The organism is Streptomyces sp. NPDC014656, assembly GCF_043084305.1.
Taxonomy (GTDB): Bacteria; Actinomycetota; Actinomycetes; order Streptomycetales; family Streptomycetaceae; genus Streptomyces.
Genome location: NZ_JBIBZN010000010.1, coordinates 212,341 through 231,397, shown reverse-complemented (window position 1 = coordinate 231,397; position 19,057 = coordinate 212,341). Strand labels below are relative to the sequence as shown.

The following is a 19,057-nucleotide window of genomic DNA, read 5'->3' as shown; positions in this document are numbered from 1 at the left end:
GAGCACGCGCATGGGCAAGCTGGACGGGCGGGTCGTGGTCGTCACGGGCGCGGCGCGCGGACAGGGCGAGCAGGAGGCGCGGCTCTTCGCCGCCGAGGGGGCGAGGGTGGTCCTCGCGGACGTGCTCGACGGCCCGGGGGAGGCCCTCGCCGGGGAGCTGGGGGAGGAGCGGGCGGCGTACGTCCACCTGGACGTGACCCGCGAGGAGGAGTGGGCGGCCGCGGTGGCGGCGGCGAAGGAGCGGTTCGGGCGGATCGACGGGCTGGTGAACAACGCCGGCGTCCTCCGCTTCAACGAACTGCTCGCGACCCCGCTGGAGGAGTTCCAGGCGATCGTGTCCGTCAACCAGACGGGCTGCTTCCTGGGGATCCGGGCGGTGGCGCCGGAGATCGCGGCGGCCGGCGGCGGCACGATCGTCAACACCGCCTCGTACACGGGCGTGACCGGCATGGCGGGGGTCGGCGCCTACGCGGCCTCCAAGCACGCGGTGCTCGGGCTGACCCGGGTGGCGGCCCTGGAGCTGGCACCGAAGGGGATCCGGGTGAACGCCGTCTGCCCGGGCGCGATCGACACCGCCATGAGCAACCCGGAGGGGGTGGACCCGGACGCCACGGGCGCGCTGTACCGCAAGCTCGTGCCGCTCGGCCGGATCGGCCGCCCGGAGGAGGTGGCGGCCCTCGCCCTCTTCCTGACCTCGGACGACTCCTCGTACGTGACGGGTCAGCCGTTCGTGATCGACGGCGGCTGGCTGGCCGGCGTGTCCCTCTTCTGACGCGGCCCGGCAAGCGATCTGACGTCTCGTCAGGTATTGACACCGCGCAGCGCATCCAAGAATCTGACGACACGTCAGAAACTCACGAGGACGGTGACTTCCGTGGAATTCGGGATCTTCGTACAGGGATACGTCGGCAAGCGCGCCGAGACCGATCCCGAAGCCGAACACAAGGCGCTCATGGAGGAGACCGAGTACGTCATCCAGGCGGACAAGCACAACTTCAAGTACGCCTGGGCCTCCGAACACCACTTCCTGGAGGAGTACTCGCACCTCTCGGCCAACGACGTCTACCTGGGCTACCTCGCCCACGCCACCGAGCGCATCCACCTCGGCTCCGGCATCTTCAACCCGCTCGCCCAGGTCAACCACCCGGTGAAGGTCGCCGAGAAGGTCGCCATGCTCGACCACCTCTCCGGCGGCCGCTTCGAGTTCGGCTCGGGCCGCGGCGCCGGCTCCCACGAGATCCTCGGCTTCTTCCCGGGCATCACGGACATGAACCACACCAAGGAGATCTGGGAAGAGACCATCGCCGAGTTCCCCAAGATGTGGCTCCAGGAGGAGTACGCGGGCTTCCAGGGCAAGCACTGGTCCCTGCCGCCCCGCAAGATCCTCCCCAAGCCGTACGGCACCTCCCACCCCGCCATGTGGTACGCGGCCGGCTCCCCGTCCTCCTACGCCATGGCCGGGAAGATGGGCCTCGGCGTCCTCGGCTTCAGCGTCCAGAAGGTCTCCGACATGGAGTGGGTCGTCGAGTCCTACAAGAACGCGATCAAGGAGGCCAAGGCCGTCGGCGACTTCGTCAACGACAACGTCATGGTCACCTCCACCGCGATCTGCGCCGAGACCCACGACAAGGCCGTCGAGATCGCCGTCGGCGGCGGCCTCAACTACCTCCAGTCGCTGCTCTTCCGCTACCACGACACCTTCCCCCGCCCCGAGGGCATCCCCGAGTGGCCCGAGCTGCTCCCCGAGTACTCGGCCGAGATCATCGAACTCCTCATCGCCGAGGAGCTGATGATCTGCGGCGACCCCTCCGAGGTCCTCGCCCAGTGCAAGCGATGGGAGCGGGCCGGCGCCGACCAGCTCTCCTTCGGCCTCCCGATCGGGATCTCCTACGAGGACACGATGAACTCGATCCGGCTCATCGGCGAGCACGTCATCCCCGAGATCGACACCGACCCGGTCCACCGCACCACCCGCTTCCGCCGGGCGGCCGGCCAGTAGCGGACCCTCCCCCGAGGTCTTCGACCCGGGGGTGCCCCCACGTGGGCGGCGTCTTCCCGGACCGCCGCCCGCGCAGCCCCGGCCGGAGCCCCCGCGGCGGCACCGGTCCGGGGCGCATCCGCGTTCCCGCGCGGAACACCCCCGTGCAGAAAGGGATCGTCATGCTCGACCACCTCATCACGGGCGCCACCGTCGTGGACGGCACCGGCGCCCCCGCCCGTACCGCCGACGTCGGACTGCGGGACGGCCGCGTCGCCGTCATCGCCGAGCCCGGCACCGTCACCGAACCCGCCCGCACCACCGAGGACGCCACCGGCCTCGTCCTCGCCCCCGGCTTCGTCGACCCGCACACCCACTACGACGCCCAGCTCTTCTGGGACCCGTACGCCACCCCCTCCATGAACCACGGCGTCACCACCGTCGCCGGCGGCAACTGCGGCTTCACCCTCGCCCCGCTCCACCCCGACCGGCCCGAGGACGCCGACTACACCCGCCGCATGATGTCCAAGGTCGAGGGCATGGCGCTCAAGGCCCTCGAAGAGGGCGTCGACTGGAGCTGGTCCTCCTTCGGCGAGTACCTGGACGCCCTGGAGGGCCGGATCGCCGTCAACGCCGGCTTCATGGTCGGCCACTGCGCCCTGCGCCGGTACGTGATGGGCGAGGACGCCGTCGGCGGGCAGCCCACCGACGAGCAGCTCGCCCGGATGACCGCCCTCCTCAAGGAGGCCATGGAGGCCGGCGCCTGGGGCCTGTCCACCACCCAGTCGTCCACCCACTCCGACGGCGACGGCGCCCCCGTCGCCTCCCGGCACGCCGCCCCCGCCGAGCTGATCGCCCTCTCCAAGGCGGTCGGCGAACACGAGGGCACCCAGATCGAGGCCATCCTCGCCGGCTGCCTCGACCAGTTCTCCGACGCCGAGATCGACCTCTTCGTCGAGATGACGGCCGCCGCCGGCCGCCCGCTGAACTGGAACGTCCTCACCATCGACGCCGCCGTCCCCGAACGCGTCCCCCGCCAGCTCACCGCCTCCGAGCGGGCCCGCAAGTCCGGCGGCCGGATCGTCGCCCTCACCATGCCGATCCTCACCCCCATGAACATGTCCCTCGGCACCTTCTGCGCCCTCAACCTCATCCCCGGCTGGGGCGAGATCCTGGCCCTGCCCGTCCCCGAACGGATCGCGAAGCTCCGCGACCCCGACGTGCGCGCAGAGATGCTCCGCCGCGCCGACTCCAAGGAGGCCGGCGTCTTCCGCCGCCTCGCCCACTTCGGCCGGTACGTCATCGGCGACACCTACAGCCGCGAGAACGAGGGCCTGACCGGCCGGGTCGTGGAGGACATCGCCGCCCGGCGCGGCCAGGACGCCTTCCAGTGCCTCGTCGAGATCTGCGCCAACGACGACCTGAAGACCGTCCTGTGGCCGATGCCGAGCGACAACGACCCGGCCTCCTGGGCACTGCGCCGCGAGACCTGGGACCACGAGGACGTCCTCCTCGGCGGCTCCGACGCCGGCGCCCACCTGGACCGGATGTGCGGAGCCCCGTACACCACCCGCTTCCTCGGCGACTGCCTGCGCGGCCGGAGGCTGGTGCCGCTGGAGCGGGCCGTGAAGATGCTCAGCGACGACCCGGCCCGGCTCTTCGGGCTCCGCGAGCGGGGCCGGATCGCCGAGGGCTTCCACGCCGACCTGGTCCTCTTCGACCCCGAGCGGATCGACGCGGGCCCGGCGACCCTCGTCCACGACCTGCCCGGCGACAGCCCGCGCCTCGACTCCCGCGCGGTCGGCATCGTCTCCGTCCGCGTCAACGGCGTGGAGACGGTCCGCGACGACGAGGTGACCGGGGCGACACCCGGGCGCGTCCTGCGCTCGGGCCGCGACACGAGGACGGTGAGCACCCGATGACGATCCGCGAGAAGCTGTACGTCGGCGGCGCGTGGACCGAACCCGACGGCGGCCACTACGAGGTGGTGAACCCGGCCACCGAGGAGGTCGTCGGCCTCGCCCCCGAGGCCTCCCGGGCCCAGGTGTACGAGGCGGCCGCCGCCGCCCGCGAGGCCTTCGGGCCCTGGTCCCGGACGAGGCCCGAGGAGCGCGCCGCGATCCTCGACCGGGCCGCCGCGATCATGGCCCGGGACGCCGACGCGCACACCCTCCTCGCCCGCGCCGAGACCGGCGCCACCACCGCCACCGCCCGCGGCATGCAGGTCGCCGTCGGCTCCTCCCGCTTCCGGCGGTACGCGCGCGGCGCCCTGGAGCCGGTCGAGGAGGCCCTGCCGCCGCAGATCAACGAGGCCGGCCCGATGGGGAGGGCCGGCGTCTTCGGGGCGGTCGCGGTACGCCGCCCGGTCGGCGTCGTCACCTGCGTCACCTCGTACAACAACCCCTGGGCCAACCCGGCCGGCAAGATCGCGCCCGCGCTCGCCATGGGCAACACCGTCCTCGTGAAGCCCGCCCCGCAGGACCCGCTGTCCGTCTTCGCCATGGTCCGCGCCCTGGAGGAGGCCGGCGCCCCGCCCGGCGTGGTCAACCTGGTCACCGGCTCGGCGCCCGCCGTGGGCGAGGCGGCCGTCGACTCCCCGGACGTCGACATGGTCTCCTTCACCGGCTCCACCGCCGTGGGCCAGGCCATCGGCGAGGTCTGCGGCCGCGCCATGAAGCGGCAGCTGATGGAGCTGGGCGGGAAGGGCGCCGCGCTCGTCCTCGACGACGCCGACCTGGACTCGGCGGTCATGGGCATCGGCACCACCTTCTCCTTCTACAGCGGCCAGATCTGCACCGCCCCGACCCGGGTCCTCGCCCAGCGCGGGATCTACGAGCGGCTGGTCGGGAAGCTGGCCGCCTACGCCGGGCACCTGAAGGTGGGGGACCCGGCGGAGCGGGGCACGGTCGTCGGGCCGGTGATCTCGGCGGCCCACCGGGACCGGGTGGAGTCCTATGTGGAACTGGGCCGCAAGGAGGGGGCGCGGATCGTGACGGGCGGCGAGCGCCCGGACCTCGCGCGCGGCTTCTACGTGGCGCCGACGCTGCTCGCCGACTGCACCAACGAGATGCGGGTGGTGCGCGAGGAGATCTTCGGCCCGGTCGTCGTGGTCGTCCCCTTCGACGACGAGGAGGAGGGGATCGCGCTCGCCAACGACAGCGACTACGGCCTGCTCGACTACGTGTGGTCCGGCGACGTCGCCCGCGCCTTCCGGATCGCGGCCCGGCTGCGGGCCGGCGGGGTGGGGATCAACACCATCGGCCGGAACATGGAGGCGCCCTTCGGCGGCTTCAAGAAGAGCGGCGTGGGGCGGGACGTGGGCTCGTACGCGCTGCACGCCTACAGCGAGCTCCAGGCGGTGGTCTGGCCCGGCTGAAAAGTCGCACGGGAAAATTTGAAACCCGACATTCGGGGCACTGCTGCGGTTCCCGCATATCGGACACCCGACGGCCGACCTACCAGTTGGTCGGTCCGTCGGGTTGGTCGATCTTTCAATCATTGGCGAGTGCCCCGATCTGCCCTCGCAATGCAAGGTCATGATCGATCACTTGAGCGGAGTCAAGCGCTCCGGATAAGGAAACCGCAGCATTTAACGTCCTGTTCATGACTCAGGTGGACGTACGGCCCCAGGCCGGAGACACGGTAAGGGGCGAGAACGCCCCGGGGGACACGCACGGCGTGCGCAAGAAGGGCCTCGGCGGCAACTCCGTCGGCCTCTTCGGCAACGCGATCATCGGCATATCCACCGTCGCCCCGGTCTACTGCCTGACCTCCACGCTCGGCTCCACGGCCGGCGAGGTCGGCCTCCAGATGCCCGCCGTCTTCCTCGCGGGCTTCCTCCCGATGCTCCTCGTCGCCTTCGCGTACCGGGAGCTCAACAAGGCCATGCCGGACTGCGGCACCTCCTTCACCTGGACCGTGAAGGCCTTCGGCCCCAAGATCGGCTGGATGTGCGGCTGGGGCCTGGTGATCGCCACGATCATCGTGCTCTCCAACCTGGCCGGCGTCGCCACCTCGTACTTCTGGCTCCTCGCGGGCGAGATCACCGGCAGCGAGTCGATCGCCGCCCTGGACGACAACAAGGCCGTCCACATCCTCACCTGCCTCGCCCTCATCGCCACTGCCACCGCGATCAGCTACCGCGGCATGACGGCCACCAAGGGCGTCCAGTACACCCTCGTCGGCCTCCAGCTCGTCGTCCTCGCCGTCTTCGTCGCCCTGGCCCTGAGCAAGGCCGGCTCCTTCGAGACCTCGGTCGACTTCTCCTGGTCCTGGATGAACCCCTTCGCGGTCCAGTCCTTCGCCGCCTTCACCGCCGGCCTCTCCCTCTCGATCTTCATGTACTGGGGCTGGGACGCCTGCATGGCGACCAACGAGGAGACCACCGGCAGCGAGAAGACCCCCGGCCGCGCCGCGCTCATCGCGATGGTCGTCCTGGTCGGCTCCTACCTCGCCACCGGCATCGCCGCGCAGATGGCCGTCGGCTCCGGCGACCAGGGCCTCGGCCTCGCCAACCCGGAGACCTCCGACAACGTCTTCGCCGCCCTCGCCGGCCCCGTCATGGGCCCCGTCCTCGGCGTCTTCCTCTTCGTCGCCGTCCTGGCCTCCGCCGCCGCGAGCCTCCAGACCACCTTCATCCCGGTCGCCCGCACGGTCCTCGCCATGTCCACGTACGAGGCGCTGCCGAAGTCCTTCACCAAGGTCCACCCGGTTTTCAAGACGCCCGGCAAGGCCACCGTCGTCGCGGGCGTCGCCACCGGCGCCTTCTACACCGTGATGACCCTGGTCAGCGAGCACGTCCTGGTCGACACCATCTACGCGCTCGGCCTGATGATCTGCTTCTACTACGGCATCACCGCCTTCGCCTGCGTCTGGTACTTCCGCGCCGAGCTCTTCCGCTCCTTCCGCGACTTCGCCTTCAAGGGCCTCATGCCGGCCCTCGGCGGCACCATGCTCACGGCGGTCTTCGGCAAGACCCTCTACGACATGTGGGACCCGGCCTACGGCTCCGGCTCCGCCGTCTTCGGCGTCGGCTCCGTCTTCGTCATCGCCGTCGGCCTCCTCCTCCTCGGCGCGGTCATCATGCTGGTCATGCAGCGCCGCAGCCCCGCCTTCTTCCGCGGCGAGGTCCTGACGAAGGAGACGCCGTCCCTGGTGGTCGCCGACTGACCCGGCGCGTCCGTACGCGCTCCTGAGTCACCCAGAAACGCGAAAGCGGCGGTCCCGTGGGGGGTACCGCCGCTTTCGTCCGTTCCCGGCCGGGGTCAGTGCCTGCCGGGCAGCAGCCCCTCCACGGCCTTGTTGGCGGCGGGGAGGTCGGCGGCGGCCGGGGGCTTCGGCTTGGGGTTCAGGACGCCGCTGAGGGGGACGACGGACGGGAGGTTCATGCCGCCGGTGTCGGCCGCCGCGCTCCCGGCGGAGGCGAGGCCGGCGGTGGCGGCGAAGGCGGTCAGGGCGGCTGCGGTGAGGATCCTCTTCATGGCCGGTCCAACGCGACCCGGCCGGGGGCGGTTACGAACCGCTCCCTACGATCACGCCATGGACGAAGGGCGCGAGGGGTACGGGAACGGGGGCTGGCGGCTGCGACCGGGCCGGCCCGGGGACGTCGAGGCCATCGCCGACCTGCGGGCGGTGGTCATGCGCGCCGACCTGGAGCGGCTCGGCCGCTACGACGGGCACCGGGTGCGGCAGCGGCTGCGGGACGGGTTCTCGCCCGCGCACACCTCGGTGATCGAGACCCCGGGCCACGCCCTCGCCGGATGCGTCACGCTCCGCCCGGACGGCGACGCCCTCCGCCTGGAGCACTTCCTGCTGGTGCCCGCCCTCCAGGGCCGGGGCCTGGGCACCGCCGTCCTGCGCCACCTCCTGGCCGGGGCCGACGAGCGGTCCGTCCCCGTCCGGCTCGAAGTCCTGCGGGGCAGCCCGGCCCGCCGCCTCTACGAGCGGGAGGGGTTCGTGCGGGAGGCGGAGGACGCGGTGGACGTGTTCATGGTCAGGAAGCCGGTGCCGCCGACGGCTCCGGTTCCTCCGGCGCCTCCGCGATGAGGGCCGTGGCGACCGTGCGGAAGCCGAGGCGGGCGTAGAGGCGCTCCACGGACGCGTCCGAGGCCGTCAGGAAGACGAGGCCGACCCCGCGCGACCGGGCCTCCGCGACCAGCGCGGCGGTCACCGCGAGGCCCAGGCCGCGCCGGCGGGCGCCCGGCCGGGTGCCGACCCCCACGACCTCCGCCACGTCCCCGACGGGCTGGACCTGGCCGCCCGCCAGCGCCTCCCCGCCCGCCGCGTCGAAGGCGGCCGCGAGGACGGTCAGACCGGCCGTGATCCGGTCACCGACCCGCCGGGCGTCGCCCGGCCCCGGAACGGCCCCGAAGGCCGCGTACGGGGCGGCGACGGCGTCCGCGAGCCGGGGGTCGGCGGCGCCGACGGTCCGTACGACGGCGTCGACGGGTTCCGGGACGGCGAGCGGCTCGCCGTCCAGCACCATCAGCGGATGCGCGTGCACCACGAGCCCGCTCGCCGCCACGGCCGCGCGCAGCCCGGGGGTCGTCTCGTCCACCCACTCGAAGGCCTCCGGCAGCCCCAGCTCCCGCTGCCGGGCCCGCACCCCCTCGACGTCCGCCACCGACGCCCCGCCGGCGTGACCGAGCGTCGGGCGTGCGTAGAACGGCCAGCCGTCGGCGCCCTCCCGCACGAAGAAGGTCAGCGGTCCGAAGTCCTCCGCGCGGGCGGAGGAGCGGGGCACGGCGTCGTAGTACGCCTCGATTCGATTCAGCACGCGCGCCACCGTAGGGGCGGCGGGGGCGGCGGGCACCCGGATTTCGCGCCGCGGGCACGCGGATTTCGCGCCGCCGGCGGCGTCGGAGGTCTCGGAATCCCGGGCCGGAGCCCCTAGCGTGCCCCCATGCGGATCTCGACCACGATCTTCCTGACCGACGAGACCATCTCGCCCGTGCGGCTCGCCCGCGAGCTGGAGGAGCGCGGCTTCGCCGGGCTCTACCTCCCCGAGCACACCCACATCCCCGTCGAGCGGACCACGCCCTACCCCGGGGGCGGCGGGCTCCCGCGCGAGTACGCGCGGACCCTGGACCCCTTCGTCGCGCTCGCGCAGGCCGCCGCCGTGACCGGGCGGCTCGCGCTCGGGACCGGGATCACGCTGCTCGCGCAGCACGACCCGATCGCCCTCGCGAAGCAGATCGCGACCCTCGACCACCTCTCGGGCGGCCGCTTCACCCTCGGCCTCGGCTACGGCTGGAACAAGGAGGAGGCCGCCGACCACGGCGTCGCCTGGGGCACGCGGCGGGAGCTGGTGGGGGACCGGCTGGCGCTGATGCGGGCCCTGTGGGCGCCGGAGCCGACGGCGTACGAAGGGGAGCACGGGTACTCCGTGCGCGCCTCCGAGGCGTGGCCCAAGCCGGCCGGCGGGGCGCCGCGCGTGCTCCTCGGCGGGGCCGCGGGGCCGAAGCTGTTCGCGGCCGTCGCCGGGCAGGCGGACGGCTGGATGCCGATCGGCGGGCACGGCCTGTCGGCGTCCCTGCCGGTGCTCCGCGCCGAGTGGGAGCGGGCCGGGCGCGACCCGAAGGACCTCCAGGTCGTGCCGTACGCCGTCCTGCCGAGCGCCGGCAAGCTCGCCCACTACGCGGAGCTCGGCTGCGAGGAGACCGTCCTCCAGCTGCCGCCGGCCGGCGAGGACGAGGTGCTGCGGGTGCTGGACGGGTACGCGGAGTACCTGCGGTGACGGGCGCGCGGCAGGTGGCGGGGATGCCTCTTCCGCCCCCGGGGGCCGCTCGTATGCTCGGTACATGACGGACCACCAGGCCGACCACCGGGCCGACCAGCAGGCTGACCAGCAGGACGACCACCGGGCCGACCAGCAGGCCGACCGGCACAGCGGGGGGCGGCGGACCGTGCCCCCGACCAGGAACGCGATGCGCCGCGCGCTGCGGCGCGCGCGGGACGGCGTCGCGCTCGACGCGGGCGAGGCGGCGGTGCTGCTGCGGGCGCGCGGCGAAGACCTGGCGGAACTGGTGGCCGTCGCGGGGCGGGTGCGGGACGCCGGTCTGGAGGCCGCCGGGCGGCCGGGGGTGATCACGTACTCGAAGAGCGTGTTCATACCCCTCACCCGGCTCTGCCGTGACAAGTGCCACTACTGCACCTTCGTCACCGTGCCGGGGAAGCTGCGGCGCGAGGGCCACGGCATGTTCCTGTCCCCGGACGAGGTCCTGGACATCGCCCGGCGCGGCGCCGCGCTCGGCTGCAAGGAAGCGCTGATCACGCTCGGCGACAAGCCGGAGGACCGCTGGCCGGAGGCGCGCGAGTGGCTGGACGCGCACGGCTACGACGACACCCTCGCGTACGTGCGGGCGATGTCGGTGCGGATCCTGGAGGAGACCGGCCTCCTGCCGCACCTCAACCCGGGCGTCCTGTCGTGGACGGACTTCCAGCGGCTCAAGCCCGTCGCCCCGTCGATGGGGATGATGCTGGAGACCACCGCCACCCGCCTCTGGTCCGAGCCCGGCGGCCCGCACTTCGGCTCGCCGGACAAGGAACCGGCCGTGCGGCTGCGGGTGCTGGAGGACGCGGGCCGTTCGTCCGTCCCCTTCACCTCGGGGCTGCTCCTCGGCATCGGGGAGACGTACGAGGAGCGGGCGGAGTCGCTGTTCGCGCTGCGCCGGACCGCCCGCGCCTACCACGGCATCCAGGAACTGATCATCCAGAACTTCCGGGCCAAGCCGGACACGGCGATGCGCTCGATGCCCGACGCCGAACTCGACGACCTCGTCGCGGCGGTGGCCGTCGCCCGGCTCATCATGGGCCCCTCCGCCTGCCTCCAGGCGCCGCCGAACCTGGTGGACGCGGAGTACGAGCGGCTGATCGCCGCCGGCATCGACGACTGGGGCGGCGTCTCCCCGCTGACCATCGACCACGTCAACCCGGAACGCCCCTGGCCGCGGATCGGCGAACTCGCCGAGCGCTCCGCCGCCGCCGGCTTCGAGCTGCGCGAACGGCTCTGCGTCTACCCGGAGTTCGTGAAGCGCGGCGAGCCCTGGCTGGACCCGCGGATCATGCCGCACGTCCGCGCCCTCGCCGACCCGGAGACCGGCCTCGCGAACCCGGACGCGGTGGTCCGCGGCCTGCCGTGGCAGGAGCCGGACGAGACCTTCGCCGCCTCGGGCCGCACCGACCTGCACGCGACCATCGACACCGAGGGCCGTACGGGCGACCGGCGCGAGGACTTCGACGAGGTGTACGGCGACTGGGGGGCGCTGCGGGAGGCCGCCGCCCCCGGCATGGCGCCCGACGCGGTCCCCGAGCGGATCGACGCCGACGTCCGCGAGGCCCTCCGGGTCGCCGCCGAGGACCCGGAGAAGCTCACCGACGCGCAGGCCCTCGCCCTCTTCCACGCCGACGGCCCGGCGCTCGACGCGCTGTGCGCGGTCGCGGACGACCTGCGGAAGTCGGTGGTCGGCGACGAGGTGACGTACATCGTCACCCGGAACATCAACTTCACCAACGTCTGCTACACCGGCTGCCGCTTCTGCGCCTTCGCCCAGCGCCGGACCGACGCCGACGCCTACACCCTCTCCCTCGACCAGGTCGCCGACCGCGCCCGGCAGGCGTGGGAGGTCGGCGCGGTCGAGGTCTGCATGCAGGGCGGCATCCACCCGGACCTGCCCGGCACCGCGTACTTCGACATCGCCCGGGCCGTGAAGGAGCGGGTCCCCGGCATGCACGTGCACGCCTTCTCCCCGATGGAGGTCGTCAACGGCGCCAGCCGCACCGGCCTGTCGATCCGCGAGTGGCTGACGGCGGCGAAGGAGGCCGGGCTCGACTCGATCCCGGGCACGGCCGCCGAGATCCTCGACGACGAGGTCCGCTGGGTGCTCACCAAGGGCAAGCTGCCCACCGCCACCTGGATCGAGGTCGTCACCACCGCGCACGAGCTGGGCCTGCGGTCGAGCTCGACGATGATGTACGGCCACGTCGACCAGCCCCGCCACTGGCTCGGCCACCTCCGCACCCTCGCCTCCGTCCAGCGGCGGACCGGCGGCTTCACGGAGTTCGTGACCCTCCCCTTCATCCACACCAACGCCCCCGTCTACCTCGCCGGCATCGCCCGCCCCGGCCCGACGGTCCGCGACAACCGCGCGGTCACGGCGATGGCCCGCCTCCTGCTCCACCCGCACATCCCCAACATCCAGACCAGCTGGGTGAAGCTGGGCGCGGAGGGCGCCGCCGAGATGCTCCGCTCCGGTGCCAACGACCTCGGCGGCACCCTGATGGAGGAGACCATCTCCCGCATGGCCGGGTCGAGTTACGGCTCGTACCGCTCGATCCGCGACCTGGAGGCGATCGCCGAGGCCGCCGGCCGCCCCTCCCGCCCCCGCACCACCCTGTACGGCGAGGTCCCCGCCGAGCGGCAGGCGGCGGCCCGCGCCTCGGACGGCCACCTGCCGGAGCTGCTGCCGGTGGTCGAGGGCTGAGCCGGGTCAGCCCACCAGCAGGTCGCGCTTGAGGGCCTTGAGCTGGTGGGCGTCGACCGCCACGCCCTGGCGGAGGTAGGCGCGGAAGGAGCCGAACTCCTCGCGCACCTCGTCGAAGGAGGCGTTCAGATAGCCGGGGCGGACGTCCAGGAGCGGCTTGTAGACGGCGGCCTGGGCGGGCGGCAGGTGGGAGAGGACGGCCTCGTCGGCGGCGGCCCGGTAGGTGCTGCTGGCGAGGTAGTCGGCCATGACCGTCTCCTCGGGGACGCCGAGGGCGGTGAGCAGCGCGGCCTCGGCCCAGCCGGTGCGGTCCTTGCCGGCCGTGCAGTGGAAGACGACCCCGTCACCGTCACCGCCGCCGTCGGCGATCTCGTCGAGGACGGCGGCGTACGCGGTCCTCGCCGTGTCCCCGCTCACCATGAAGCGGTTGCCCCCGGTCATCATCGCCTCGGTCCCGGCCGGGGTGGCCGGCATCGAGGTGAAGCCGCCGCCGCCGGCCAGGACGTCGGCGACGACGTGCGTCGCGCCCGCCGGGACGCGGTCGGGGGCGGCGGTCCGCTCGGACTCCATGCGCAGGTCGAGGACGGTGCGGACGCCGAGGCGCCGCAGCTTGGCGAGGTCGGCGTCGGTGAGCCGGTCGAGCGCGTCGGACCGGTAGACCTCGCCCATCCGCACCCACTGCCCGTCGCGGGTGCGGTAGCCGCCCGCGTCACGGAAGTTGACCGTGCCCTGGAGCCGTATCAGCCGGTCGGCGAGGCGGAGCGGCGTACCGCGGTCGGGCACCAGGTCGAACCAGTGGCGGTCGGCGCCGGCGCGGGTCGGGACGGTGACCGAGCCGGCGGAGCCGCCGCGCGCGACCGTGCGGCCCTCGGAGCGGACGGTCACGCGGTGGGTGCCGGGCGCGTCCCAGCTGATGGTGGAGGTGCCGTCGGCGTGGTCGGTGACGGTGGCGGCGGTGAAGGGGACGCGGTGCGCTGAGGCCGGGTGCGCGGAGGCCGTGGGCGCGGCCAGGCCGAGGAGGAGGGCGGCGGCCGACGCGGCGGCGGAGTACTTGACTCGTGTCACGGGGGTCATGCGGCGGATGGTTCAGGCCAACGGCGAAGCTCGGGTGAACTGTGGTCAAAAGCGGCCTGAAGGGCGTCCGATCACATAAGGTTCTGACCCCCGAACGGCCACACCCGGTCGATTACAGTGCTGCGGAGACCGGTGAGAGAGCGGGACCTCGGACGGGGGAGGGCACGTCGTGACCACCACTGCCGCGGCCGTGTGGGGCCGCACCGAACAGCAGGACTTCCGCTCGCGCGTCCGCGGCTGCCTGCTCGGCGCGGCCGTCGGCGACGCGGTCGGCGCGGGCGTGCACGACCGCACGCTCCAGGAGATCCGCACGGCGCACGGCGAGGCGGGTCTCGCCGAACCCCCCGACGGCACCCTGCCCGTCACCGCCGCCACCCAGATGAGCCTCTTCACCGTGGACGGCCTCATCCGCGCCCACGTCCGCCGCGACACCGGCGTCTGGCACCCGCCCAGCGACGTCCACCGCGCCCACCTGCGCTGGGCCGCCACCCAGCGCGACTGGGGCCCCGACGAACGGCGCCGCGACAACGGCTGGCTCGGCCGCCAGGAGTGGCTCTACGCCCGCCGCCGGCCCGCCCGCGCCTGCCTCACCGGCCTCGGCGACGACCGGCTCGGCACCCTCGACCAGCCCAAGAACCCCGACGCCGGCGACTCCGGCGCGCTCGCCCGCTCCGCGCCGCTCGGCCTGCTCGTCGGCTGGGAGCCGCAGTTGGTCTGCCAGCTGGCCGTCGAGTGCGCCGCCCAGACGCACGGCGCGCCCGCAGCGACCCTCGCGGCCGGCGCGCTCGCCGTCACCGTCCACGGCGTGGCCCGCGGCGCCTCCGTCGAGGCCGCCGCCGGTACGGCCCTGGGCCTGCTGGCCGCCCGCCCCGGCCACGAGCCGGTGACCGGGGCGCTGACGCGCGCGCTCGCGGCGGTGCGCGAGGGCGTCCCCGACGCGGACCGCGTCACCGCCCTCGGCGCAGGCGAGGACCGCGCGGAGGGACAGCTGGCGGCGGCCGTCTACTGCGCCCTGGTCGGCGAGGACGTCCGCCACGGACTGCGCCTGGCCGTCAACCACGACGGCCCCTCGGCCGTCACGGCGGCGGTCACCGGCGCGCTGCTGGGCGCCCAGCACGGCGAGACGGCCCTCCCGCCGGCCTGGCTGGCGGCGCTGGAGGGCCGCGCGACGCTGCTGGAGCTCTCCGACGACTTCGCCATGGAGCTCACCCAGTCCAGCACCCTCCACACCCCGACCTGGCACGCCCGCTACCCGGCCTCGTGAGGCCGGGTGGCGCCGTCACCGCATCAGCTCGCCCGCGTTGACCAGCAGCGACTGCCCCGTGATCGCGCGGGCCCGCGGCGAGGCGAGGAAGGCGACGGCGTCCGCGACGTCCGCGTCCGTGGCCAGCTCCGGCAGCGCCATGCGCGAGGCGAGCCGCCCGAGGACCTCCGCCTCCTCCGCCCCCTCCGTCTGCGCCGTGAAGCGGACGAAGGCCTCGACCGGCGGTCCCCACATCCAGCCGGGCAGCACCGTGTTGACCCGGATCCGGTCCGGCCCCAGCTCCCGGGCCAGCGAGTACATCGCCGAGGTCAGCGCCCCCTTGGAAGCGGCGTACGCGGCCTGCCGCACCTGGGTCGGCGCGGCGACGGCCGACTGGGTGCCGATGAAGACGACCGCTCCGCCGCCCGCCGCCCGCAGCGCCGGCAGGCAGGCCCGGGTCATCCGCAGCGTCCCGAGCAGGTTGACGTCGAGGACGCCCTGCCAACTGGCGAAGTCCGCGTCGGCGAGCCCGCCGAAGTACGAGTCCCAGGCGGCGACCTGCACGACGGCGTCGATCGCGCCGAACCGCTCGACGGCGAGCGCGGCCAGCGCCTCGCACTGCGCCTCGTCGGTGATGTCGGTGGCGAGCAGGGCGGTGCGCCCGCCCGCCGGGTCGATCGCGGCGGCGGTCTTGGCGAGGTTGGCCCCGGTGCGGGCGCCGAGGACCGCGTTGCCCCCCTCCCGCACCACCGCCTCCGCCACCCGGTGGCCGAGTCCGGTCCCGACGCCCGACACGACGACCGTCTTCCCCTGGAGCAGCATCCGGGTGCCTCCCGCCTCTGGCCACTTATCTGACGGTCCGTCAGAGTAGGTGCCCCGAGCCGCACAGGGAAGGGAGACGACGGCGATGAGCGCTGCCGAAGGTGCCGAGGGGTACGGGGAGCTGGCCGCCACGGGGCCGTACGGGGTCCGCCCGGGCCACGCCCTGATCACCATGGTCGAGCCGCACCCGGGCCACGAGTACGCGTACAACCGCTGGTACGAGGACGACCACTACTACGCCGGCGCGATGGCGATGCCCTGGATGTACGCGGGCCGCCGCTGGGTCGCCACCCGCGACCTCCAGGAGCTCCGGACCCCCGAGAAGTCCGCCGTCGCGCAGCCGGTCACCGCCGGCTGCTACCTCTCCACGTACTGGATCACCGACGGCCGCTACGACGAGCACATGAAGTGGACCGTCGCCATCAACAAGCGGCTCAACCGCGACGCCCGGGTCTACCACGACCGCACCCACGTCTTCACGTCCTTCCAGGACCACGAGACGACGGTGTACCGGGATGGGGCGGCCGGCCCGCGCGACTTCCACGCCCTCGACCACCCCTACGCGGGGCTGATCCTCCAGGTCGTGGACTGCGCCGGGCCCGGGGAGCGGGCGGCCCTCCTCGAACGGCTCGCCGCCCGCGAGCTCCCCCGCCGGCTGGCGGGTTCACCGGCGGCGATGGTCACCGTCTTCCGCCCGACGCCGCTGCCCGGCGACCGCATGACGTACGTGAAGCAGGTGGAAGGGGGCGACACCCGGCTCACCCTGCTCTGGTTCCTGGAGCGGGACCCGCGCGACTGCTGGGCCGGCCACTTCGCGGACCTGGGCGGCCTCGCGGGCGAGGCGGGGCGGGTGGAGCTGGTGGCCCCCTTCGTCCCGACCGTGCCGGGCACGGACACGTACGTGGACCGGCTGCGCTAGAGGGGGCCCGGAAGCCCGGTCCCGGACATGAGCGAGCCCTCTCGGCCAGGACGGCGGACCGGACGAGAGGGCGGTGCTGCACGTGGTGCGGTTACCGCACGTGGTGCGAAGGGTTCTGCGGACCTCAGAGGGCCCCGTCGCTCACCTGGCCGACGAAGGCGTTCCACGATCCCGGTCCGAAAGAGAGGGCCGGACCCTCGGGAGCCTTGGAGTCGCGGACGGCGATGGCGGCGACGACCGGGGACTTCACCTCGACGCAGGCGCCGTTGCCGCCGGAGTAGGAGGACTTGGTCCAGTTGTCGGTGGCACCCTGGATGATGGCCATGATGTGCTCAACTCCGGTTCTGCCCGAAGGCGTCGGGATCGTCGCCGGGGTTGTCTCCACCGGCCTGATCGACGCTACTCGCCGGTCCCGAGCGACGGGACCGGCGTTCACACGACCGGGTGGCATATTCCAACTGAGCTTCCGCCGGGCCGAGTCGGGGGTGTACCGTACCTGCCCCCTGTGGTTCAGACCTGTCCGACCCGTCTCCACGTGCCTGACCTGCCGGAACCGTCCCGAGTGCCGGGACCGCCCCCTGGTGCCGGAACCGACCCGACTGCCGGGACTGTCAGCCCTGCGCGTATTTCTTCGCGATGCCGGCCACGAAGTCCCGCGTCTGCTCCACGCCCAGCGCCTGCGCCCGCAGGTGCTCGTACATGTAGCTGTACTTCGAGACGTCCGGCCCCTTCTCCAGGTACAGGTCGCTCGTCACGCCCTCGATGTAGACGACGCTGGAGTCGGAGGCGTCCGGGAACTCCAGGATCGAGTACTGGCCGCTGATGCCCGGGTGCGCGCCCGTGTCGAAGGGCAGCACCTGCACGGTCACGTGCGGCAGGTGCGACTGCTCGACGAGGTGCTCCAGCTGCTCGACCATCACCTGCCGGCTGCCGACGACCCGGTGCAGCGCGGCCTCGTCGATGACCGCCCACAGGCGCAGCGGACGTTCGTCGTCGCGGATCCGCTCCTGGCGGCGGGTGCGGACGGTGGCCCGCTTCTCGATGTCGGCGGGCGTCGACTCGGGCAGCGCGCCGGAGATGACGGCGGTGGCGTACGCGCGGGTCTGGAGCAGTCCGGGGATGATCTGCGGCTCGTAGACGCGCAGGCTCTGCGCGTCCGTCTCCAGGCCGATGTAGACGCTGTACGGGATGTCGCCGAAGGCGTGCCACCAGCCCTGCTGCCGGGAGTCCTTGGCCATCTGCATGAGGGAGTTGACCATGGCCTCGTCCTCGACCTCGTACACCCCGCACAGGTCGCGCACGTCGCGCTGGCTGATGGAGCGGCGGCCGTTCTCGAGCCGGCTGATCTTGGACTGGGAGACGAGGAGGCGCTCGGCGACCTGTTCGGCCGTCATGCCCTTGCCCTCGCGGAGCTTGCGCAGCTCCTGGCCCAATCGGCGTCGCCTGACGGTGGGGTTGACACTGGACGCCACGGAAACTGCACCTCCGGCTGCTGTCTGCGATGCGTAGCTGTGAGTATCTACTGCTTGGCAGACTGCCACCAAAGGTGCCGCGTGCGCTGGGAAAACCCGACAACGCGGTGCGGGGGACGCGGATGTGCGGGACGCCCGGAGGCGTCCCGCACACCTCGTGCGGCTCCCGGAAGGGGTATGTGGTGCGGCGGTGCGTGGTGCGGTCGTGCGGCGGTGCGTATGTGCGGCGGTGCGTGCGTCCGTGCGCGCGCCTCAGTGGGCGGCGGCGCGGGCCATGCTGCCGCGCGGCTGGGCGGGTACGCCCGGGCCGTTCCGGCGCGGCTGTGCGGCCGCGCCGTTCTGGACGTCCATCACGGCGTGCGCCACGAGACCGCCCATGGGGTCGTGCCGGATCAGGTCGCGCAGCCGGGACCGCGACGACCGTCCTTCGTTGCCGGGGTACAGGTGCTTGCCGAGACCGACCGCGTGGGCCAGTGCGGCGAGCGCCGCGGTCCGCGGGTCCGGCGGTACGCCGGTGCGGATCGCACTGTCCAGCCGGGTTCTGATCTCCCGGCTGATCGCCGTGTCCGTCGCCTGGTAGCGAGTCGTCGGCAGCACCCCGCACATCTGGCCCTCCACGGCATGCACCATGCCGCATCGCTCCAGATGCGAGAGATACGTCTGGCGGAGCCCCAGTCGGGGCCCGCCGATCCAATGGACGGCCCGGACCGGACTGCCGCGCCTGCGCAGCAGTTCCAGTGCGGAGTCCAGAGTCGGATCTCCGGTCGGCCGTGGCATCACCACGGCGATACGATCCCCGTCAGGGGCTATCCGTCCTGCCAGGGCCAGCTCTACTAGCTGTGCTCCGGCCAGGCCCAGATCGAGCGACTGCGGCTGCGCTGTGGTACCCGTGGTCGGGTCCAGAGCGAGCAGTAGAAGCTCTTCCGGAATACTTCTGCGGCTCCTGCCCATCCATGCCTCCCCGCGTGGATGAATGACAGGGTGACCCCTCTCACATTCATCTGTCGAGAGTGCCTGGGTGGTTCGTCCGGGAACCAGTAGGTATGTCGTTCTCGTCTAGCACGGGAG

Annotated in this window: 17 protein-coding genes; 10 read left to right on the top strand and 7 right to left on the bottom strand. The window is 73.0% G+C overall.

Annotated elements, in window-relative coordinates; translation table 11 throughout:
- Positions 1-10 precede the first annotated feature (10 nt).
- The 5 genes from ACF1ED_RS23170 (at position 11) to ACF1ED_RS23150 (ending at position 7,147) form a co-directional block, all read left to right on the top strand.
- Positions 11-772, top strand: coding sequence for an SDR family NAD(P)-dependent oxidoreductase (locus ACF1ED_RS23170; RefSeq protein ID WP_391763339.1), 762 nt, complete (start codon positions 11-13; stop codon positions 770-772).
- Positions 773-874: 102 nt separating this feature from the next.
- The gene (locus ACF1ED_RS23165; RefSeq protein ID WP_391763337.1) at positions 875-1,999 is read left to right on the top strand and encodes an LLM class flavin-dependent oxidoreductase; all 1,125 of its coding nucleotides are present in this window, start codon (positions 875-877) and stop codon (positions 1,997-1,999) included.
- Positions 2,000-2,160: 161 nt separating this feature from the next.
- Positions 2,161-3,900, top strand: coding sequence for an amidohydrolase family protein (locus ACF1ED_RS23160; protein WP_391763526.1), 1,740 nt, complete (start codon positions 2,161-2,163; stop codon positions 3,898-3,900).
- Positions 3,897-5,354: an aldehyde dehydrogenase family protein gene (locus tag ACF1ED_RS23155; protein WP_391763335.1), complete on the top strand. Its 1,458-nt coding sequence runs from the start codon at positions 3,897-3,899 to the stop codon at positions 5,352-5,354. The genes ACF1ED_RS23160 and ACF1ED_RS23155 overlap by 4 nt, the downstream gene beginning before the upstream one ends.
- A 227-nt stretch (positions 5,355-5,581) precedes the next feature.
- The gene (locus tag ACF1ED_RS23150; RefSeq protein ID WP_391763333.1) at positions 5,582-7,147 is read left to right on the top strand and encodes an APC family permease; all 1,566 of its coding nucleotides are present in this window, start codon (positions 5,582-5,584) and stop codon (positions 7,145-7,147) included.
- 95 nt (positions 7,148-7,242) lie between these two features.
- Here ACF1ED_RS23150 and ACF1ED_RS23145 read toward each other — a convergent pair whose 3' ends face one another.
- Positions 7,243-7,458 (bottom strand): hypothetical protein, encoded by a 216-nt coding sequence (locus ACF1ED_RS23145; RefSeq protein WP_391763331.1) that lies wholly within the window; start codon positions 7,456-7,458, stop codon positions 7,243-7,245.
- Between the two features lie 58 nt (positions 7,459-7,516).
- Between ACF1ED_RS23145 and ACF1ED_RS23140 the strand changes: the two genes are divergently transcribed.
- The gene (locus ACF1ED_RS23140) at positions 7,517-8,023 is read left to right on the top strand and encodes a GNAT family N-acetyltransferase (protein ID WP_391763329.1); all 507 of its coding nucleotides are present in this window, start codon (positions 7,517-7,519) and stop codon (positions 8,021-8,023) included.
- Here the strand turns inward: ACF1ED_RS23140 and ACF1ED_RS23135 are convergent.
- Positions 7,971-8,753, bottom strand: a complete 783-nt coding sequence (locus ACF1ED_RS23135) for a GNAT family N-acetyltransferase (RefSeq protein WP_391763327.1) — start codon at positions 8,751-8,753, stop codon at positions 7,971-7,973. The two genes, ACF1ED_RS23140 and ACF1ED_RS23135, sit on opposite strands and share 53 nt — an antisense overlap.
- Positions 8,754-8,879: 126 nt before the next feature.
- Between ACF1ED_RS23135 and ACF1ED_RS23130 the strand changes: the two genes are divergently transcribed.
- Both ACF1ED_RS23130 and ACF1ED_RS23125 read left to right on the top strand, forming a co-directional pair.
- Positions 8,880-9,713 (top strand): LLM class F420-dependent oxidoreductase, encoded by an 834-nt coding sequence (locus ACF1ED_RS23130; RefSeq protein ID WP_391763325.1) that lies wholly within the window; start codon positions 8,880-8,882, stop codon positions 9,711-9,713.
- A 190-nt stretch (positions 9,714-9,903) separates the two neighbouring features.
- Positions 9,904-12,459 (top strand): bifunctional FO biosynthesis protein CofGH, encoded by a 2,556-nt coding sequence (locus ACF1ED_RS23125; protein WP_391763524.1) that lies wholly within the window; start codon positions 9,904-9,906, stop codon positions 12,457-12,459.
- Between the two features lie 6 nt (positions 12,460-12,465).
- On the opposite strand, the gene ACF1ED_RS23120 is transcribed toward ACF1ED_RS23125, so the two are convergent.
- Positions 12,466-13,533 (bottom strand): tyrosine-protein phosphatase, encoded by a 1,068-nt coding sequence (locus tag ACF1ED_RS23120; protein ID WP_391763323.1) that lies wholly within the window; start codon positions 13,531-13,533, stop codon positions 12,466-12,468.
- A gap of 169 nt (positions 13,534-13,702) precedes the next feature.
- Between ACF1ED_RS23120 and ACF1ED_RS23115 the strand changes: the two genes are divergently transcribed.
- Positions 13,703-14,797, top strand: a complete 1,095-nt coding sequence (locus ACF1ED_RS23115; protein WP_391763321.1) for an ADP-ribosylglycohydrolase family protein — start codon at positions 13,703-13,705, stop codon at positions 14,795-14,797.
- Between the two features lie 15 nt (positions 14,798-14,812).
- Here ACF1ED_RS23115 and ACF1ED_RS23110 read toward each other — a convergent pair whose 3' ends face one another.
- Positions 14,813-15,598 carry an SDR family oxidoreductase gene (locus tag ACF1ED_RS23110; RefSeq protein ID WP_391763319.1) on the bottom strand — a complete coding sequence of 262 codons (786 nt, stop codon included), beginning with the start codon at positions 15,596-15,598 and terminating at the stop codon, positions 14,813-14,815.
- Between the two features lie 85 nt (positions 15,599-15,683).
- Here ACF1ED_RS23110 and ACF1ED_RS23105 point away from each other — a divergent pair, with 85 nt between their 5' ends.
- Positions 15,684-16,517, top strand: coding sequence for a hypothetical protein (locus ACF1ED_RS23105; RefSeq protein WP_391763317.1), 834 nt, complete (start codon positions 15,684-15,686; stop codon positions 16,515-16,517).
- Between the two features lie 124 nt (positions 16,518-16,641).
- Here ACF1ED_RS23105 and ACF1ED_RS23100 read toward each other — a convergent pair whose 3' ends face one another.
- The 3 genes from ACF1ED_RS23100 to ACF1ED_RS23090 all read right to left on the bottom strand — a co-directional run bounded on the left by ACF1ED_RS23100 (position 16,642) and on the right by ACF1ED_RS23090 (position 18,940).
- A complete protein-coding gene (locus tag ACF1ED_RS23100) occupies positions 16,642-16,842 on the bottom strand; it encodes a DUF397 domain-containing protein (protein ID WP_391763315.1) in 201 nt (66 codons plus the stop codon).
- A gap of 286 nt (positions 16,843-17,128) precedes the next feature.
- Positions 17,129-17,989, bottom strand: a complete 861-nt coding sequence (locus tag ACF1ED_RS23095) for a helix-turn-helix domain-containing protein (protein ID WP_391763313.1) — start codon at positions 17,987-17,989, stop codon at positions 17,129-17,131.
- A gap of 252 nt (positions 17,990-18,241) precedes the next feature.
- Positions 18,242-18,940 (bottom strand): GPP34 family phosphoprotein, encoded by a 699-nt coding sequence (locus ACF1ED_RS23090; RefSeq protein WP_391763311.1) that lies wholly within the window; start codon positions 18,938-18,940, stop codon positions 18,242-18,244.
- Between the last annotated feature and the right edge of the window lie 117 nt (positions 18,941-19,057).

What these genes read in the sequence shown, in the direction of transcription:
- ACF1ED_RS23170 (WP_391763339.1), top strand. Translation starts at nt 11, where the DNA reads ATGGGCAAGCTGGACGGGCGGGTCGTGGTCGTCACGGGCGCGGCGCGC.
- ACF1ED_RS23160 (WP_391763526.1), top strand. Translation starts at nt 2,161, where the DNA reads ATGCTCGACCACCTCATCACGGGCGCCACCGTCGTGGACGGCACCGGC.
- ACF1ED_RS23155 (WP_391763335.1), top strand. Translation starts at nt 3,897, where the DNA reads ATGACGATCCGCGAGAAGCTGTACGTCGGCGGCGCGTGGACCGAACCC.
- ACF1ED_RS23150 (WP_391763333.1), top strand. Translation starts at nt 5,582, where the DNA reads ATGACTCAGGTGGACGTACGGCCCCAGGCCGGAGACACGGTAAGGGGC.
- ACF1ED_RS23145 (WP_391763331.1), bottom strand. Translation starts at nt 7,458, where the DNA reads ATGAAGAGGATCCTCACCGCAGCCGCCCTGACCGCCTTCGCCGCCACC.
- ACF1ED_RS23140 (WP_391763329.1), top strand. Translation starts at nt 7,517, where the DNA reads ATGGACGAAGGGCGCGAGGGGTACGGGAACGGGGGCTGGCGGCTGCGA.
- ACF1ED_RS23130 (WP_391763325.1), top strand. Translation starts at nt 8,880, where the DNA reads ATGCGGATCTCGACCACGATCTTCCTGACCGACGAGACCATCTCGCCC.
- ACF1ED_RS23125 (WP_391763524.1), top strand. Translation starts at nt 9,904, where the DNA reads ATGCGCCGCGCGCTGCGGCGCGCGCGGGACGGCGTCGCGCTCGACGCG.
- ACF1ED_RS23120 (WP_391763323.1), bottom strand. Translation starts at nt 13,533, where the DNA reads ATGACCCCCGTGACACGAGTCAAGTACTCCGCCGCCGCGTCGGCCGCC.
- ACF1ED_RS23110 (WP_391763319.1), bottom strand. Translation starts at nt 15,598, where the DNA reads ATGCTGCTCCAGGGGAAGACGGTCGTCGTGTCGGGCGTCGGGACCGGA.
- ACF1ED_RS23105 (WP_391763317.1), top strand. Translation starts at nt 15,684, where the DNA reads ATGAGCGCTGCCGAAGGTGCCGAGGGGTACGGGGAGCTGGCCGCCACG.
- ACF1ED_RS23100 (WP_391763315.1), bottom strand. Translation starts at nt 16,842, where the DNA reads ATGGCCATCATCCAGGGTGCCACCGACAACTGGACCAAGTCCTCCTAC.
- ACF1ED_RS23090 (WP_391763311.1), bottom strand. Translation starts at nt 18,940, where the DNA reads ATGGGCAGGAGCCGCAGAAGTATTCCGGAAGAGCTTCTACTGCTCGCT.